The following is a 15,637-nucleotide window of genomic DNA, read 5'->3' as shown; positions in this document are numbered from 1 at the left end:
TTCATGCCCAAAAAAGATAAAAATTATGACAACTTTTCGAAAAATAACGAATCAAGAAAAAAAGCGCCTTCCGCTAAAACCACATCGTGGTTAGCGAAAAAGCGCTGTTTCCTTCTCAAGTCGGGCCGCGGTCACCGGACCGATGATTTTTTGCCGGATGACGCCGTTCGGGTCAATGATATATGTCGTCGGAATCGTCTGAATGCGGTATCGATGAAGCGCCTCGCCGCGCACATCCAAGGCGACGGGCAAGGTCAGCTTTTGGCCTTTCACAAACCGCTCCGCCGCATCGAGCGTATCTTGTGTGGTCAAATGGACGGCGAGCAACACGACTTCACAGCCATGCTGCTTGTAAAACGCCTCAAGCTCCGGCATTTCCTTTTTGCACGGCGGACACCATGACGTCCAAAAGTTGAGGACGACCGCCTGACCGCGCAAATCAGACAGCTTGACCGGCTCGCCGCCAAGTGTCGGCAGCGTCAAATCAGGGGCCACCTGGCCGACGTCCGGGCCGGTTTCCATTTTGCCTGCTTCCTCTTCGTCCCCTGCAGCCATCGCACTCCAAAGGCCGTATCCAGCAACGGCCAAAAACAACAGGATGACCAACCATTTTCGCACCCTTTTCCCTCCCTGCCGGCCGACGCCCCGCTTCACGCCCAAGCGCCCTTTGCCGTTCTGTCCATGATTATAGCACATACGTTTGTCTTTGCCAACGCGAATGCCGGCAACAAAAAACGAGGGGCGCGCCCTCGTCGTTAACGGATGTTTTTATGGTCATTTTTCATTTTTTCCGCTTCCACTTCAGCGTAGGAAGCGAATTCGCTCGTCCATTCGTTCAAACCGTTTTTCTTCTTCGCATTGTTATTCCGTTGGGCATTGGCATTGCCGAGCTTTGTCCGGCCCATGCGCTCTCCTCCTCTTGTTTCGTCGGTTCAAAAATAGTATCGCCCGCCGACGAAAAACTATGCATAGGACGGCGTTCCAAGCCGTACGCTTGCCGGAAAACATTTATGCAAAAGAGGACGGTTCGTCCGTTTCAACCGGGTGCTCCCGATAGGAAATCCAGTCGCTGAAACTGCCCACATACAACCGGACATTGCGGTAGCCAGCTTCTTTTAATGCGAGCACGTTCGGACAGGCAGTGACACCAGAGCCGCAATAGACGATAATGGGAGTTTCGCGGTCAAGGCCGGCAAACCGGTCGGCCTGCTCGGCTGCGCTTTTCCAGTAGCCACCATCGGTCACCCCGTCTTTCCAAAACCGGTGCAACGCCCCCGGGATGCGGCCGGGCCGGCGGTCGATCGGCTCTTCCAAACCGGCATACCGCTTCCACTCACGTGAATCAATGAGCACGGCCGAACGGTCGCGGACAGCGGCACGCACATCGTCAATCGTCGCCAACCATGACCGGTCGGGCCGCGGTTGAAACGGCCGGGGCGCTACAGAAGGAACGTCGCTTGTCACCGGATGCCCTTTTCTCCTCCACTCACTGTAATTGCCATCCAACACGTACGCGCGCGCATGGCCGAAATAGCGAAGCAGCCACCAACAGCGCGCCGCCATGGCCCCATCTTGATCATCGTAGGCCACGACCGTCACCGTTTCGTCAATGCCGGCGCGGCTGAACACTTCTGCCGCTTGGGCGGTCGATGGCAGCGGGTGGCGGCCGCCGTGTTCCCCCACCGTTCCGGACAAATCGCGTTCCAAATCCACATACATCGCGCCGGGAATATGATCGTCCCGGTAAACGGATGCGCCTTTAGCCGGGTCGCCAAGCCAAAACCGGCAATCAAGAATGCGGATGGTTTCGTCGGACAAATGCGCAAGCAGCCACTCGTGCGAAACGAGAGACGCCATGTTCTTCTCCCCCCTTGTTGATTTTGCCTGTCAATCAACCAGCCTCAAGAAATTTAGACGTACCGGACAGCCGCCACTCCTATGTGCCGCAGCCTGATGGCCGCCTTATATGTGCCCCGCCGCTACGGTCGCTTTTTCTCAAGCCGGCTTACATATTCGCGCACCATTTCCGGTGTCACGTACCGGCGCGCCGGTACGAGTCCGCCTTTGGCCAGCTCATTCATTTGTTTCGTCACTTCGTTGATCGCATCGACCGTAAACGGCTCGCCGCAGCGACACCGCTCGACCGCTTCTTCGATATGCCGCTCACGCTCAGCGTCAAGCATGGCAAACTTTTTCAAGATGGCATGCTGTTTTTGTACGTGGGCGGTAATCGCTTGATGCACTTCACTCAATGGTTCTCGTCCTTTCTTGTTTCTTTTTCCATTAAACGTTGGACGTTTAGTTTTGGTGTCCAACAGTTGAACCGGTAGTGCGGTTTCGTCGCATAGCCGAGCCGGCGGCAATACGTGTACAGCCCGTTGGCTCGTTTTTCAATGCCGTAGTGGATGCATGTCGCACAAGCGTGAAACCGGTTCATGAGCGCGCCTCCCGATCCTCTCTAGAAAGAAGGCTGTGAAGCGTCGCTTCGATCCGACTGAGCGCTGTGGAGTCCGCCGTTTCAGCGAGCGCCGCCATTAAACCGTCCATATAGCCGTCGACTTGGTCGGCGAGCGCGTCCGCAAGCGCGGCGACGGCAGTCTCGTATTGCTTGGCATATGCGGAGATAAGCCGCTCTTTTTGCTCGGCCAAATAACGATCAACCGGCTCAACGAGCGCTGCTTCAATTTCTTCTTTCATCCGCCGCTTCTCATCGCGCTCAAAAAACGATTTCGCGTTTTTGTAGAGCGAAAGCGCCTTAGCAAACCGCGCCCGATCGACATCGTTAAGGGCGTTGGCGAACTCCGGCGCCGCAAAAGCGAACGCCTCCGGCGGCGTGAGCACGAGCGCTTCATCAAAACGGCGCAGCTCGCCGCAAAGGCTCGTGAACTGTCCGGCGAGCCGTTTATGCAAAAATGCCTCAACACGTAAGCTCGTCGCCCGCAGCTCTTGCGCCAAGTCAAAGCCGACTGACGCAAGCAGCTCGTCAAGGCAACGCTCAAGCGCCCGGCGCGCCGGACCTTGGTCATCGCGGAGCACGGCCGGATTGAACGCCTCCTTAAACGTATCATTCAAGCGGAAAAAGACACGCTGTTTCACGTAGTAGAGCAGTTCGTCGATTTCTTGGATGAGCGCTTGCCGGCCGTAGACGTCGCCGGCATCGGCGAGCACAGTGCGCATTTTTGCCTTGGCTGCTTCGAGCGCCTGCCGCTTCGCCGCTTTTTCCGCCTCACTTTGTCCGGCGGCGCGCGCGTATTCCGCCGCCGTCTGCCGCGCGCGTTCAAGCTCGGCATAGGCGCTCTCGACGGCCACCTCGGCCAGCTCTTCTGTCAAGAAACGGAAGAAATCCGCTTCAAAGGCAGGCAGGCCAGAGTCTGTCAAGATGCCGCACGGTCCGGGGTCCGCCCCCGTTTTTTCCGCCAGCGCCATGCGACTTGAGAGCGCATAAAGGCGCGGAAAGCGAATGCCGAAACGGGCGAGCTCGCCATTCATGTAGGTGACGACCGCATCAAGTTCTTCCTTCGATTGGGCTAAATCGGCCGCGTTGATGATGAAAAACATTTTGTCAAGCGCGAACGCATCTTTGACGCGCCCGAGCTGAAGCAAAAACTCGCGGTCCGCCTTCGAAAACGCATGGTTGTAATACGTCACAAACAGCAGCGCGTCGGCATGCTTCATATAATGGAACGCGACTCCGGTATGGCGGGCGTTTAGCGAATCGACCCCCGGCGTATCGACAAGCGTCACCCCTTGACGGGTGAGCGGGCAGTCCGCATACAACACGACCTCATCCAAGAAACACGACACCGTCTCGTCAGCCACATATCCTTCAAGCTCCTCGAAACCGACTGACAGCGTTGCCCCAAATCGACTGCACATCCGCTCGTAGCCGGATGCGGCGGCCGCCAAAAAAGCGATGTGCGGTTTTTGCGCCGGGTGTTCGGCCCCAGATTCGGCAATTCGGGCGCAGAGGCGAAGCGTTTCCTCCCATGTATTCGCCTCATAGCCGAACTGGCTGAGCGACGCCTGCATATCGGCCCAAATTTGCGATTCGCTTTTTACTTTCACGACCGCCGTACCGTGCGGATGCCCTTTGTCGGGCGGCGCGATTTTGCTGATGGCGGCCGTCGTCGGGTTCGGCGAGGACGGCAACAGCGGTGCGCCAAGCAGCGCATTGGCAAGCGATGACTTGCCGGCGCTGAAAGCACCAAACAAGGCAACCGTAAACGCCCGCTCACGAAGCCGGCGCGCCTTGTCGCGCAACGGGGCAGCAAAGCGGCGCAGCAGGTCCGCCTGTTCAAGGCAAGCCGCCGCTTCATCAAGCCGGTCGGCCGCCCGCTCACTCCGCCGCTTTCCGCCGGCTGAAGGCGCACGGGATTCTCCCGCTCCTTCGGCCTCCACCTCGCCGCCAGCCGCCCCTTTCTGACCGAGCGCTTGTTCTTTGGCGGCGAAACGGTCAACCGCCGGTTCAACTACGGGTTGTTGTTTCGTTGCTTCCACATGGCGGGCTTTCCGAAAATCAGGCGGCGCCGTCAGCACGGCAAGGCGGTTGTCGTCAAGCGCCGCGGCATCGCCCGGGGCGGTGATCAGCTTCTCAAACGCTCGCCGGCGCTCTTCCCGCTCGGCTTTGAGGCCGGCGAGGCGGCCGAGGAGCTCCTCTTTTTCGCGCGCCTCCGAAAGCGCATCGCTCAATACCTCCGTTTGGGCGGCCGCCTGTTTGGCGACTTGTTCCGCGAGCCCGGCAAACAAGGCGAGTGCCGAGTCACGGTAACGTTTTTTTAGCGCTGCGGCGACCTCATCCGTATAGTGTAGTAGCGCCGCGCCGCTTGTATCCGCGCCTTGCTTGACAAGGCCGGCAAGCAATGACTGTTCCCATTCCACCGTCCATTGTTGGCATTGGCCAAGCCAGGCGCGATCGGCGTTCCACTCGTTTCCAAATTTAAGAAGCAACTGGCGGACGTGCCATTCAATTTGCGTCTCCGCTTGTGCCTTAACGCTTTCATAAAACGCGTCCAACCGCCGCTGGCGCTCCTCTTCGGTTTTCGCCTTCGCAAACCACCATCCCACTTTAAAATCAGGCCGCCTCGCCTGCAAGTATGCTTCGGCACGCGCTCTTGTTTCAAACGGCATCAAATAGGCGTTTTGCAGCACGCGCTCAAGTTCAGCGCGAAACGTCTCCTCCGCCCGCGCCGGCGCTGTTTGCCATCCGGCAAGCTCCGCCTCTAACCGTTCGAGCTCCTCTGCGGCCGCCGCTTGATCATGGACGCCGCCGAGTTCCTGAACCCGCCCCTGCATCTCTTGTTCAAGCGGCGCATGCTGGGCGCAAAGTTGTTCGAGATGGCGGGCGGCAATCCGTTTTAAACCAGTTTCGGCGCCACGGACAAGCCATTCGTCCTTGTCGGCAAACAAGCGGCGCAAACAGGCTGATAACTCATGCCATTCATTATGCGGATGGGCCGGCGCTTTTAATGAGAGAAAAAACAGGCGGGCTGCCTCGACCCCCCAGCGCCGGAACGCCTCGGTCGCCGAAGAGCGAAACGCGGCAAACGGCAACTCGTCGTCACGATGTTTGTCGATTTGGTTGATGATTAAATATACTGTTTTTCCTTCGTCTGTTAATTGTTTCGTAAATTGAAAGTTTAACTCCGCTTGTACATGGTTATAATCCATGACATAAAAGACGACGTCGGCTAGATGAAGCGCCGACTCGGTCGCCAGCCGGTGAGCGTCATCAGTCGAGTCAATGCCCGGCGTGTCCAAGATGGCGACTCCCGGCGGGATGGCGGTCGTTTCGCGGCTGATCTCGATCCATTCAATCGTCTCCCCGTCGCGGCATTGAGCGCGGATTAACTCCGGATCGTACGGCGGCTCATATTCAACCGGCGGATCATCATGATAAAAGACGCGCACGTAGTCCGAACCGGCTTTCACTTTCACAAGATTGGCGCTCGTCGGAATCGGGCTCGACGGCAACAGCGGCTCACCGAGCAGCGTGTTGATCAAACTCGATTTGCCGGCGGAGAAATGGCCGCAAAACGCCACAATAAGCTCGCCGGCTGCCGTTTTCTCCATAAGCTGCTTCACTTTGTCGGCATTTTCCTTATCACCCACCGCCTGAAGCTGCTCATACATCCCGATCATTTTCGCCAGCCACGGCCGCAACGGCGGCCGCTCAATCGCAATATTCCCCATGACCAAAACCCCTTTGTTTCCGTCAATGTCATTTACATTCATTTTACTGTATTTCGTCCCATTTCCCAATAGAAAAACGAAAAAATCCCGCCGGTTCGTTCGGCGGGATGGATGTTTTTCTCCGGCCTGCGGTTGGCGCGCCATTGGCGCCAAAGAACCGTTTCACAGTCGGCTTCCGCCTGCCGGCTGCCTTTGCGTTGCTTGCACATCGCCGAAAATGCGCGTCCGTTTTCCCCGCAGCGGCGGCACGAAGCGTGACCGCAGCCGAAACGCCTCACGGTAATCGGTGAGGGCAGTCAACGCCTTCTCTTCTGTCGAGATGCGGATGAACAATATGAGAGCATTTAGGAACGAAAACAAAAGGGCGGTCATATGCGCGTCAAACAACAGCGGCAACAGCGCAATCTCCAACGCGACAACAGCGTAATTCGGGTGGCGGATCCATCGATACGGCCCTTTTTTTACAACGGGGCGGTTGGGCACAATTAAAATTTTCGTATTCCAAAAGCGGCCGAGCGACAAAATCGTCCACACCCGCAGCCCTTGCACCGCTAGAAAAAGCGGGAATAAAAGCGGCCAGCTCCGCGATGGACGCGCGCCTTTTCGCAACACCTCGAGAGCGAGCGAGACAAGAAACGACACATGCATCAACACGATCCAAGGATAATGGCGGCTGCCAAATTCTTGTGCTCCGAGCGCTTTTACATACCGTTCGTTCCGTTTTGCAAGGCGAAGTTCCACTAGGCGCATCAAGACGACGGCCAAAAACATAAACGCAAACCGCATCACCATTCCCTCCATTGAAGCAGCACCATCTCCGCGCTAAAGCCCGGGCCAAGGGCAACAAGCAGGCCGTACCCGGGCGCGAGCGGCTGCCGCGTCATCTGATCAAAGACAAAGTACACGGTGGCCGATGACATATTGCCGTAGCGGGCGAGCACGTCTCTGGCAGCTTTTGTCTGATCCGGACCGAATCCGAACGCCTCCTCATACGCTTCAATGACCTTCCTCCCGCCCGGGTGGGCGATGAAATACTGAAGATCGCCAAGCGTGAGTCCGTTATCGTGCAAAAATGCCTCTACTTGCGGGCGCAGCCAGGAGCGAACAATCGACGGAATGTCTTTTGAAAAGATGACAAACAGCCCTTCATCGCGAACATCCCAGCCCATCACCTCTTCCGAGCGGGGCATCAGCACCGAGCGGGCGGCGACGACAAACGGCGCCCCTTTTTTTGGGGCGGCTTCGTCTCCGGCGACAAGCACGCACGCCACACCATCGGAAAAAAGCGATGTACCGATCACATTGCTTTTAGACAAATCATGGAGTTGAAACGTTAAACTGCAAAACTCAACGGCGATCACTAGCACCTTGGCATGAGGAAACGCCCGGCAATAGTCGGCAGCCCGGGCGAGCCCGGCCGCCCCGCCCGCGCAACCGAGCCCCCAAATCGGCACTCTTATGGCATGCGGAGAAAACGGCAGCACGTTCATCAGCCGCGCCTCGATGCTCGGCGTCGACAGCCCCGTCGTGGAAATGCAAAACAGCGCATCGATCTCTTCAGGCAAAACAGGGCCGGGCGAAGCCTTGCGCAAACAGTCGTTGACCGCCTCAGCGCTGTAGCGGACAGCACAATCCATATACACCTTATTTTTTTGGCCAAACCCGTGCGGTGCGCTGTACCAGGCCAGCGGCTGAACAAACGCGCGCGTGCGGATGCCGCTGTTGTCAAACGCTTGCAAAAGCCGCTCGACGCGCGCCATTCGCCCGGAAAACAGGCTGGAAACATGCTGCTTCACCTCGTCTTGGGCGGCCGTATACGGCATCGTCGCTGTGCCGACGGATAAAAGAACCGGCATACAAACACCTCGGTCTGTTCCTCTTTTTCTATTAGGGTGCGCAACAGGCCGGTCAGTATGCAGCGGAAAGCGCATGGATACACCGATTTTTTCAAGAACAGCTGATGGATCCTTTGGTTGTGACATGCAAAAACAGGCGCGGACAAAGCCGGCCTGTTTTTTCCAGGAAAGCGGTTATAAGCGAGGATGTACAGCGAGATGTTTGTTGATTACTTCGCTTTAAGTGCGCGGATTTCACTTTCATGCTCAAGCAAGTGCAAGGCGAGGGATTGAAGCACGAGCTCTTGCCGGGCTTGTCCGGCAATGACTTCATTGACTTTTTGTTGCGTTTCTGTGAGGGTTTGTTTCATTGCCGGAATTTCACGGAGCGTTTCTAACGTTTCCACGGCAGCTTGGCGAATAAACGGCAATTCGGCAACGTCTTCCTTTGTCGCCATCGTCCGTTCGATGCGCCCGATTCGGCCGTCCAGCGCCGCGACGTCCTCTCTTGTCGCCGCCACGGCTTGTTCCAGCTGCCCGATGCGCTCGTTCGTCCGGGCGACATCTTCCTTCGTCGCCATCGTCCGTTCGATGCGCCCGATTCGGCCATCCAGCGCCGCGACGTCCTCTCTTGTCGCCGACACGGTTTGTTCCAGCTTCTCAATGCGCTCGTTCGTCCGGCCGACGTCTTCTTTCGTCGCCATCGTCCGTTCGATGTGCCCGATTCGGCCATCCAGCGCCGCGACGTCCTCTCTTGTCGCCGACACGGTTTGTTCGAGCTTCTCGATGCGCTCGTTCGCCCGGGCAACATCTTCTCTTGTCGCCGACACGGTTTGTTCCAGCTGCCCGATGCGCTCGTTCGTCCGGGCGACGTCTTCCTTCGTCGCCATCGTCCGTTCGATGCGCCCGATTCGGCCATCCAGCGCCGCGACGTCCTCTCTTGTCGCCGCCACGGTTTGTTCCAGCTTCTCAATGCGCTCGTTCGTCCGGGCGACATCTTCTCTCGTCGCCTCCATGGCTTGTTCCAGCTTCTCGATGCGCCCGTTTAACTGCGCAACATCCTCTTTGGTCGCCATTTGAGTCCGCATTTGCCGCAATTCACCGAAAAGGCGCTCCACCCATTCATCCATCGTTTCACCCCCTTTTGCTTTCCATTATATCATCATACTTCTCCCCATTTCTATCGTTTTCACCGCCAATCGACACGCCGACAAAAAAGCCATCCCCATTTCCGAGGCAGCGGTCAGAAAACGAAGATGGCTACGAAAGCGATCAACACGATTATGAAATTTTTTGTTCCTGCAGCAGCAGTGCGGCCAATTTTCTCGCCTTGCCGAAATGGACGACGGCATTTACGATGATGGCGGTCATGCCGAACGCCAGGCTGTCGTCCCGGTTCTCTCATTACCAAAACCGGCGCCATCTATCCACCGCTAAAGGACGATCATTCGTTTCGGCGCCCCGTCCTACTCCCATCTTCTTCATACTTTTTTCACAATCGTCACCATTTGTTCAAACTTCCCGCATCATTTTTGTGAGAAAAGTCACTGTTGCCACACTTTCCTACAGTTATGATAGTGTCAAAGCAGGGAAATCCGCTAGTTGGCGCGCCTGCCTCACTAATGTGATGGGGGATGACTTCAAAAAAGAGGAGGGATACGGTATGGCAAAACCGGAGTGGACAAAACCGACGGCAGTGACCCGGCAAACGAAAAAAGAGAAAGAGCCGGCGCTTGGCGGTACGCTGGCATCCGTGTTTTTGCTCGGCTTTTTCATCATTTTCGCCTGGGTCAGCGTCTACTTTTTATTTTTGCACCGCATGTAAGCGGCAAGGGAGGGACTTGAGATGCACATTCATAAGTACGAAAAAATTTGGTTGACGTTTGGCATCGGCTGTCTCATTGTCTTTTTAACCGTCGTCGGTGTGAGCGCTTTCGCCGCCGGACAGCAGCCGCCAAGCTGCTTGACGACGATCGATCCGGAAAAAGTCGATACGACACCGCCGTTCGATCAGCCGGGTCTTGTCAAAAAAGGAGATAACGAATACGAACTGAACATCGTCGTCGCTGCCTTTTCCTTTACGCCAAATGCCATTGAAATTCCAAAAGGAGCGAAAGTGACGATTAACGTCACCTCAAAGGACGTTATCCACGGATTTCAAATTCCGGGAACAAACGTGAATATGATGGTTGAACCCGGCTATGTCAACAGTTTGACGACTACATTTGATGAACCGGGCGAATACACGATTCTTTGCAATGAATATTGCGGCGCCGGCCACCATATGATGACGGCGCGCATTAAGGTGGTGGAGTAACATGATGCAACCGTTGGAAAAAGTCGATCGCCGCGACGCCAAACTGGCGCTGGCGCATTTATTTGTCGCCTTTACTGCTCTCGCGTTGGGCGGCTTCGCCGGCCTTTTGCAAACATTGGTTCGCTCCGGCAAATTTGAATTGCCGGCCGGCATCAGCTACTACACGATTTTAACGACGCACGGCGTCTTGCTTGGGCTTGTGCTGACAACGTTTTTCATTATCGGCTTCCAGTTTGCCGCCGTCAGCCGCACGACCGGAGCGCTCTCGGACGGTTCGCGCCGGTTCGGTTGGATCGGTTTTTGGATGATGACGATCGGAACGGCCATGAGCGCCTTTTTCATCCTCACTGGGCAGGCAGCGGTACTGTATACGTTTTATGCGCCGCTGCAAGCGCATGCCGGCTTTTACATCGGCTTGGCGCTCGTTGTCGTCGGCAGCTGGATGAGCGGTTTTTCAATGTTTGCCCATTATGCTCGCTGGCGGAAAGCGCACCGCGGCCAGGCGAGCCCGCTATTGACATTTATGTCGGTCACGAACATGGCGCTGTGGCTTATTTGTACGCTCGGCGTTGCTGCGACTGTCGTCTTGCAGCTCATTCCTTGGTCGCTCGGGCTCACTGACCGCGTGAACGTGCTGTTGAGCCGGACGCTGTTTTGGTATTTCGGCCATCCGCTCGTTTACTTCTGGCTGCTGCCGGCGTATATGGTCTGGTATGCTGTCATTCCGAAAGTAATCGGGGGCAAAATTTTCTCCGATTCGCTCGCGCGGTTGGCGTTTATCTTGTTTTTGCTGTTTTCGATTCCGGTCGGCTTCCACCACCAATTGCTTGAACCGGGGATTTCGCCATTTTGGAAATACGTGCAAGTCGTCTTGACGTTTATGGTCATCATCCCGTCGCTCATGACCGCGTTCTCCATGTTTGCGACGTTTGAATCGTACGGCCGCTCGCAAGGGGCAACCGGCCTGTTCGGTTGGTGGCGGAAACTGCCGTGGGGAGATGCCCGCTTTTTCGCGCCGTTTGTCGGAATGCTGTTTTTCATTCCGGCCGGCACAGGCGGAATCATTAACGCTTCGCACCAACTCAACCAGGTCGTTCATAACACGATTTGGGTGACCGGCCACTTCCATCTGACAGTGGCTACCACCGTTGTCTTAACATTTTTCGGCGCATCGTATTGGCTCATCCCGCATTTGACCGGCCGGGTGATGACGAAAGCGATGAACCGGCTTGCCATCATCCAAACGATCGTGTGGGCGGTCGGGATGACATTTATGTCCGGCTCGATGCACTTTGCCGGCTTGCTCGGGGCGCCGCGGCGCTCGGCGTTCTCCACATACGGCAACTCGCCGCAGGCGCTTGAATGGATCCCGTACCAAATCGCCCAGGCGGTCGGCGGCACCATTTTGTTCATCGGCATTATTTTGATTCTCGTCATCGTCATTAACCTGGCGTTTTTCGCTCCGAAAGGCGAAACCGAATTCCCGGTCGCCGAAGCGGCCGCTCCGCAGGAACGGGCAGCGTTGGCGTTCGAAAACTGGAAGCTGTGGATCGGCCTTGTTGTTGCGCTTATTTTGATCGCGTATACCGTACCGCTTATTGACATTATCCAAAACGCCCCGCCGGGGTCAAAAGGATATAAATTATGGTAAACGAATCCCCCTCTTCCAAACCGGAGAGGGGGGATTCGTTTTACAGACGATAAATCGCTTGATATTTTTCTTCTAAATAACGGATCAAGTGTTCGGCGTTGAGCGGCTCACCGGTGGCATCACGCACAAGGTCGAGCGGCTTTTTCGTTTTGCCAAACCGGTGAATGTGTTCGGTCAGCCATTCGCGGATCGGTGCGATGTTCCCTTCTTCAAGCAGCCTCGCCATATCGAGCTCTTTTTCGAGCGCCTGTTTGAATTGCGCCGCGTACATATAGCCGAGCGCATAGGACGGAAAATAGCCGAAGCTGCCGCCTGACCAGTGAACATCTTGCAAAACGCCGACCGCATCGTTATGCGGACGAATGCCGAGATATTGCTCGTATTTCTCATTCCACACGTCCGGCAAATCCGCCGCTTCGATCTCTCCCGCAAACAGCTGTTTTTCGATTTCATAACGGATGATAATATGAAGCGGGTAGGTCAACTCATCGGCTTCAATCCGAATAAGCGACGGCTTCGCCTCATTGATCGCCCGGTAAAACGCATCAAGCGAAACGCCGGCGAACTGCGTTGGTGCGTATTGCGCCAGGCGCGGGTAATGCCGTTTCCAAAATGACTTATGACGGCCGATCATATTTTCAAAAAAAAGCGACTGCGACTCATGAATGCCCATCGATGCCCCGCCGCAAAGCGGCGTGCCGACAAGTGTTTCGGAAATATGTTGTTCATACAGCGCATGGCCGCACTCATGAATCGTTCCGAAGATGGCGGTGCGGAAATCGCGCTCATCGTAACGGGTCGTAATGCGCACGTCGTTCGGGTTCAGCCCGATTGCAAACGGGTGAACCGTTTCATCAAGCCGTCCTTTGCCAAAATCATAGCCCAATTCCGGAAGTAGTTCCAAAAGAAAGGCACGCTGCTTTTCCTTCGGGAACGGCGCAAACAAAAACGACGTATCCGGCCTGCCCTTTGCAGCGGAAATGGCCTGTACAAGCGGGACGATGCGCTCGCGCAACTGATTGAACAGCGCGTCAAGCAGCTCGACCGTCATGCCCGGCTCATACTGGTCAAGAAGCGTATTGTACGGATGCCCTTCATGCCCCCAGTAACCGATAAAGCGGCGCTGAAAGTCGATGATTTGTTCCAAATACGGACGAAAACGGGCAAAATCGGCGGCCGCTTTCGCCTCTTCCCAGACGCTTTCCGCCTTTGAGCAAAGCATGACATACGCTTTATACTCATCCGCTGGAATTTTTTTATTCCGCTCGTATTCTTTTTGGCATTCATTAAGCGTATGCTGTGTCACTTCACCGAGCTGTTCATACACCTCTTTAGCTGACAGCTTGGCGATAAACGCCGCCATCTCCTCTGACGTTGACATTTGAAACACTTCTTCCGACAACAGGCCGATCACTTCGGCACGCTGCTCCACCCCTTTTCTCGGAGCCCCGGTTCGCAAATCCCAATACATTAAGCTGATCGCTTCATGGTAGCCCATCATTTTTTTGACGTATTGCAAAAACTGTGCTTCGATTCGCTTTCTCATGCTCAATCCCCCTATTGGTTTTCGATGGCCGTATCATCATTTCCATAACTAGGCGCTTTTTTCCTTCTTGATGGCGAAGAAACGTCGTTTTCGGCCAAAAAAAGAGGGAAGAACGTTATTCTTCCCTCACGGACGTCGGTAAGACGTCTTTGATCGCAGCGATCACCTGCCTGTCCTCCCGATCGGTGATCAAAATGGAGACGATGCCGCGGTCATCGCGCGTGCGGATGAGCCGACCGATCCCTTGGCGGAGGCGGAGAAGCATATACGGAACATCGACGTCCCAAAACGGATCGCGGTATGCCCTCCGTTTCGACTGAAACACCGGATCGTTCGGCGGATACGGAAGTGACCAAATGATGACGTTTGACAATGACGGCCCTGGGATGTCAAGCCCTTCCCATAAATGTTCCGAACAAAGCACGGTCTCCTCATCGCGCTGAAACTCAGCGACTAAATCGCTAATTTCACGGTCTCCCTCAAACAAGAACGAAAACGGTTCGCCGGACGCCGCTTCTTTAAATTGAAGCAGCTCCTCGCGCGTCGGAAACAAAATGAGCGCCCGTCCGCCTGTTTCACGCAGCTTCGTAAGCGCATAGGCGTATTTCTCGGCAAACAGCGTCTCGCCGGCCCGGAACGTCGGCATATAAATCGTCATTTGCTCATCGTAATCAAACGGCGACGGCACGCTGAACGACAAATAGTCATCAATGCCTAAACTTTCAGCCATATATTGAAACGACTTTCCGTTCGACAACGTGGCTGATGAGAAGATAAACGGCATGCGCTTCGCAAACACTTTTTCACGCAACACTTCTTGCACCGTCCGCGGCATGACGACAAGCGTCGCCTCCTGGCGCGACGACTCGAGCCACGCAATGGCATCGGCGCTTGTCAAAAACAAGTCGAGCAAATAGTGAATTTGGTCCAAGTATTCGTCAACAATATTGAGTTGGTAATGGTCAATCGTATACGTCTCACTTTCAAACACGAGCTCATTGCCGATTCTAACGATTTGGTCGCGCAGCTGCTTCGACCACCGCTCAAGCTCCGGCGACGGCGAAATTTCTCTCCGGTTCGAGCCAGGGATAGTTTTCGCGCATGTTTTTAATTCCGTAAAAAAGCGCCCGCTCGTCTCGAGTGTTTCTTCAATTAAGTAGGCGAGCTCTTCGCGGATGTCGTTTTCAAGAAGCCTTGTCAGCAACATCTCGAGCGTCGTCTCTTTCATCCGATATGTGAGCGCCTTTTGGGCGGCAAACTCAAGCAAATGCCCTTCGTCAAACACGACGCAGCTCGCCTCCGGCAAAAGCGGCAGCTGCCCTTCCCGCTTGCGCGCTTCATACGTCCATACATGCTCCATATAAAAGTCGTGCGAACAAACGATCAAATCGGCCGCCTTCCGGTAGTAGTCGCGCCAAAGCGTCTGGCCGCAACGATGCCGCTTTTCACATGTAAAACAATCTTGAAACGGATCCCAGGCGATTTTTTTCCACTGCTCATCGCTCAAATGGGCGTATTCTTTCCGATCGCCATAGCGGTAAAATGACTGCATCGGTTTGCTGTCATGAACGAATCCCGGAAGCTCATCAAAAATCCGCTCGTATAATTCGATATCCTCGTCATCATATGTCGTCACTTCCTCGAGCTTATTTAAACATAAATATTGATCCGGCGATTTGGCAAGCCGAACGTCGATATGCAGTCCGAGGATATCGGACAATTTGGCGATATCCCCTTCTTTTTTGACGAGTTGCTCGATCAGCGTCTCATCGGCGCAGGCGATGATGGCCGGCTTGCCGGTGTAGCGGGCGTAACAAATCGCATACAGCAAGTAGACGATCGTTTTTCCTGTACCGACTCCGGCTTCCGCAAAGATCACCTTTTTCTCGCGAAACGCGCGCTCGAGTTGGAACGCCATATAAATTTGCTCATCACGCAGCTCAAAGCCGGCCTCCGGCAAAATATCGTAAAAGACATCGCCGATCCATTGGCCGAGCTTATCAAAAAAGTTTTCGTTTTTTTCTAATACAAACGGATAACGTTCATGGCTCATCGCCGCCACCCCTCCAATTGGCATAAACTCCCCCGGCACCATCATG

14 protein-coding genes are annotated in these 15,637 nt (G+C 55.2%); 3 read left to right on the top strand and 11 right to left on the bottom strand.

Annotated features, from left to right (window positions below; genetic code table 11):
- Nucleotides 1-90: 90 nt before the first annotated feature.
- The 9 genes from M493_RS07485 to M493_RS07450 form a co-directional block, all read right to left on the bottom strand.
- Complete coding sequence (locus M493_RS07485; RefSeq protein ID WP_020959701.1) at nt 91-618, bottom strand: TlpA family protein disulfide reductase; 528 nt, start codon at nt 616-618, stop codon at nt 91-93.
- Nucleotides 619-755: 137 nt separating this feature from the next.
- Entirely contained in the window at nt 756-905 is a 150-nt protein-coding gene (locus tag M493_RS18650; RefSeq protein ID WP_020959700.1) for a hypothetical protein, read from the bottom strand.
- A 103-nt stretch (nt 906-1,008) separates the two neighbouring features.
- Nucleotides 1,009-1,857: a sulfurtransferase gene (locus M493_RS07480; protein ID WP_020959699.1), complete on the bottom strand. Its 849-nt coding sequence runs from the start codon at nt 1,855-1,857 to the stop codon at nt 1,009-1,011.
- A 122-nt stretch (nt 1,858-1,979) separates the two neighbouring features.
- Nucleotides 1,980-2,252 carry a YpbS family protein gene (locus M493_RS07475; protein ID WP_020959698.1) on the bottom strand — a complete coding sequence of 91 codons (273 nt, stop codon included), beginning with the start codon at nt 2,250-2,252 and terminating at the stop codon, nt 1,980-1,982.
- On the bottom strand, nt 2,249-2,437 hold the full coding sequence (locus M493_RS07470) for a hypothetical protein (RefSeq protein ID WP_020959697.1): 189 nt from the start codon (nt 2,435-2,437) through the stop codon (nt 2,249-2,251). The genes M493_RS07475 and M493_RS07470 overlap by 4 nt, the downstream gene beginning before the upstream one ends.
- Nucleotides 2,434-6,189, bottom strand: a complete 3,756-nt coding sequence (locus tag M493_RS07465; RefSeq protein WP_023817598.1) for a dynamin family protein — start codon at nt 6,187-6,189, stop codon at nt 2,434-2,436. Before M493_RS07465 ends, M493_RS07470 begins: the two co-directional genes overlap by 4 nt.
- A gap of 162 nt (nt 6,190-6,351) precedes the next feature.
- Nucleotides 6,352-6,981 carry an isoprenylcysteine carboxyl methyltransferase family protein gene (locus tag M493_RS07460; RefSeq protein WP_081713492.1) on the bottom strand — a complete coding sequence of 210 codons (630 nt, stop codon included), beginning with the start codon at nt 6,979-6,981 and terminating at the stop codon, nt 6,352-6,354.
- On the bottom strand, nt 6,975-8,045 hold the full coding sequence (locus M493_RS07455) for a type III polyketide synthase (RefSeq protein WP_020959694.1): 1,071 nt from the start codon (nt 8,043-8,045) through the stop codon (nt 6,975-6,977). Before M493_RS07455 ends, M493_RS07460 begins: the two co-directional genes overlap by 7 nt.
- Nucleotides 8,046-8,254: 209 nt before the next feature.
- Nucleotides 8,255-9,154, bottom strand: a complete 900-nt coding sequence (locus M493_RS07450) for a hypothetical protein (protein WP_020959693.1) — start codon at nt 9,152-9,154, stop codon at nt 8,255-8,257.
- A gap of 533 nt (nt 9,155-9,687) precedes the next feature.
- Here M493_RS07450 and M493_RS07445 point away from each other — a divergent pair.
- Genes M493_RS07445 through M493_RS07435 form a run of 3 tightly spaced genes read left to right on the top strand, consistent with a single transcriptional unit; the run spans nt 9,688 to nt 11,992 of the window.
- On the top strand, nt 9,688-9,849 hold the full coding sequence (locus M493_RS07445; protein ID WP_020959691.1) for a cytochrome c oxidase subunit 2A: 162 nt from the start codon (nt 9,688-9,690) through the stop codon (nt 9,847-9,849).
- 21 nt (nt 9,850-9,870) lie between these two features.
- Nucleotides 9,871-10,341, top strand: a complete 471-nt coding sequence (locus M493_RS07440) for a cytochrome c oxidase subunit II (protein ID WP_020959690.1) — start codon at nt 9,871-9,873, stop codon at nt 10,339-10,341.
- 1 nt (nt 10,342) lies between these two features.
- A complete protein-coding gene (locus M493_RS07435; protein ID WP_020959689.1) occupies nt 10,343-11,992 on the top strand; it encodes a b(o/a)3-type cytochrome-c oxidase subunit 1 in 1,650 nt (549 codons plus the stop codon).
- 40 nt (nt 11,993-12,032) lie between these two features.
- Here M493_RS07435 and M493_RS07430 read toward each other — a convergent pair whose 3' ends face one another.
- On the bottom strand, nt 12,033-13,538 hold the full coding sequence (locus M493_RS07430; RefSeq protein ID WP_020959688.1) for a carboxypeptidase M32: 1,506 nt from the start codon (nt 13,536-13,538) through the stop codon (nt 12,033-12,035).
- Between the two features lie 115 nt (nt 13,539-13,653).
- Nucleotides 13,654-15,591, bottom strand: a complete 1,938-nt coding sequence (locus tag M493_RS07425) for an ATP-dependent DNA helicase (RefSeq protein ID WP_023817596.1) — start codon at nt 15,589-15,591, stop codon at nt 13,654-13,656.
- Between the last annotated feature and the right edge of the window lie 46 nt (nt 15,592-15,637).

The sequence above is a fragment of the Geobacillus genomosp. 3 genome, from assembly GCF_000445995.2.
GTDB lineage: Bacteria > Bacillota > Bacilli > Bacillales > Anoxybacillaceae > Geobacillus.
Note: the sequence above shows the minus strand (reverse complement) of the source record. Positions and strands in the feature narration are given on the sequence as shown.

Excerpts from the sequence above, each read along its gene's own strand:
- M493_RS18650 (WP_020959700.1), bottom strand. The coding sequence starts at position 905 with ATGGGCCGGACAAAGCTCGGCAATGCCAATGCCCAACGGAATAACAAT.
- M493_RS07480 (WP_020959699.1), bottom strand. The coding sequence starts at position 1,857 with ATGGCGTCTCTCGTTTCGCACGAGTGGCTGCTTGCGCATTTGTCCGAC.
- M493_RS07470 (WP_020959697.1), bottom strand. The coding sequence starts at position 2,437 with ATGAACCGGTTTCACGCTTGTGCGACATGCATCCACTACGGCATTGAA.
- M493_RS07465 (WP_023817598.1), bottom strand. The coding sequence starts at position 6,189 with ATGGGGAATATTGCGATTGAGCGGCCGCCGTTGCGGCCGTGGCTGGCG.
- M493_RS07460 (WP_081713492.1), bottom strand. The coding sequence starts at position 6,981 with ATGGTGATGCGGTTTGCGTTTATGTTTTTGGCCGTCGTCTTGATGCGC.
- M493_RS07455 (WP_020959694.1), bottom strand. The coding sequence starts at position 8,045 with ATGCCGGTTCTTTTATCCGTCGGCACAGCGACGATGCCGTATACGGCC.
- M493_RS07450 (WP_020959693.1), bottom strand. The coding sequence starts at position 9,154 with ATGGATGAATGGGTGGAGCGCCTTTTCGGTGAATTGCGGCAAATGCGG.
- M493_RS07445 (WP_020959691.1), top strand. The coding sequence starts at position 9,688 with ATGGCAAAACCGGAGTGGACAAAACCGACGGCAGTGACCCGGCAAACG.
- M493_RS07440 (WP_020959690.1), top strand. The coding sequence starts at position 9,871 with ATGCACATTCATAAGTACGAAAAAATTTGGTTGACGTTTGGCATCGGC.
- M493_RS07435 (WP_020959689.1), top strand. The coding sequence starts at position 10,343 with ATGATGCAACCGTTGGAAAAAGTCGATCGCCGCGACGCCAAACTGGCG.
- M493_RS07430 (WP_020959688.1), bottom strand. The coding sequence starts at position 13,538 with ATGAGAAAGCGAATCGAAGCACAGTTTTTGCAATACGTCAAAAAAATG.
- M493_RS07425 (WP_023817596.1), bottom strand. The coding sequence starts at position 15,591 with ATGAGCCATGAACGTTATCCGTTTGTATTAGAAAAAAACGAAAACTTT.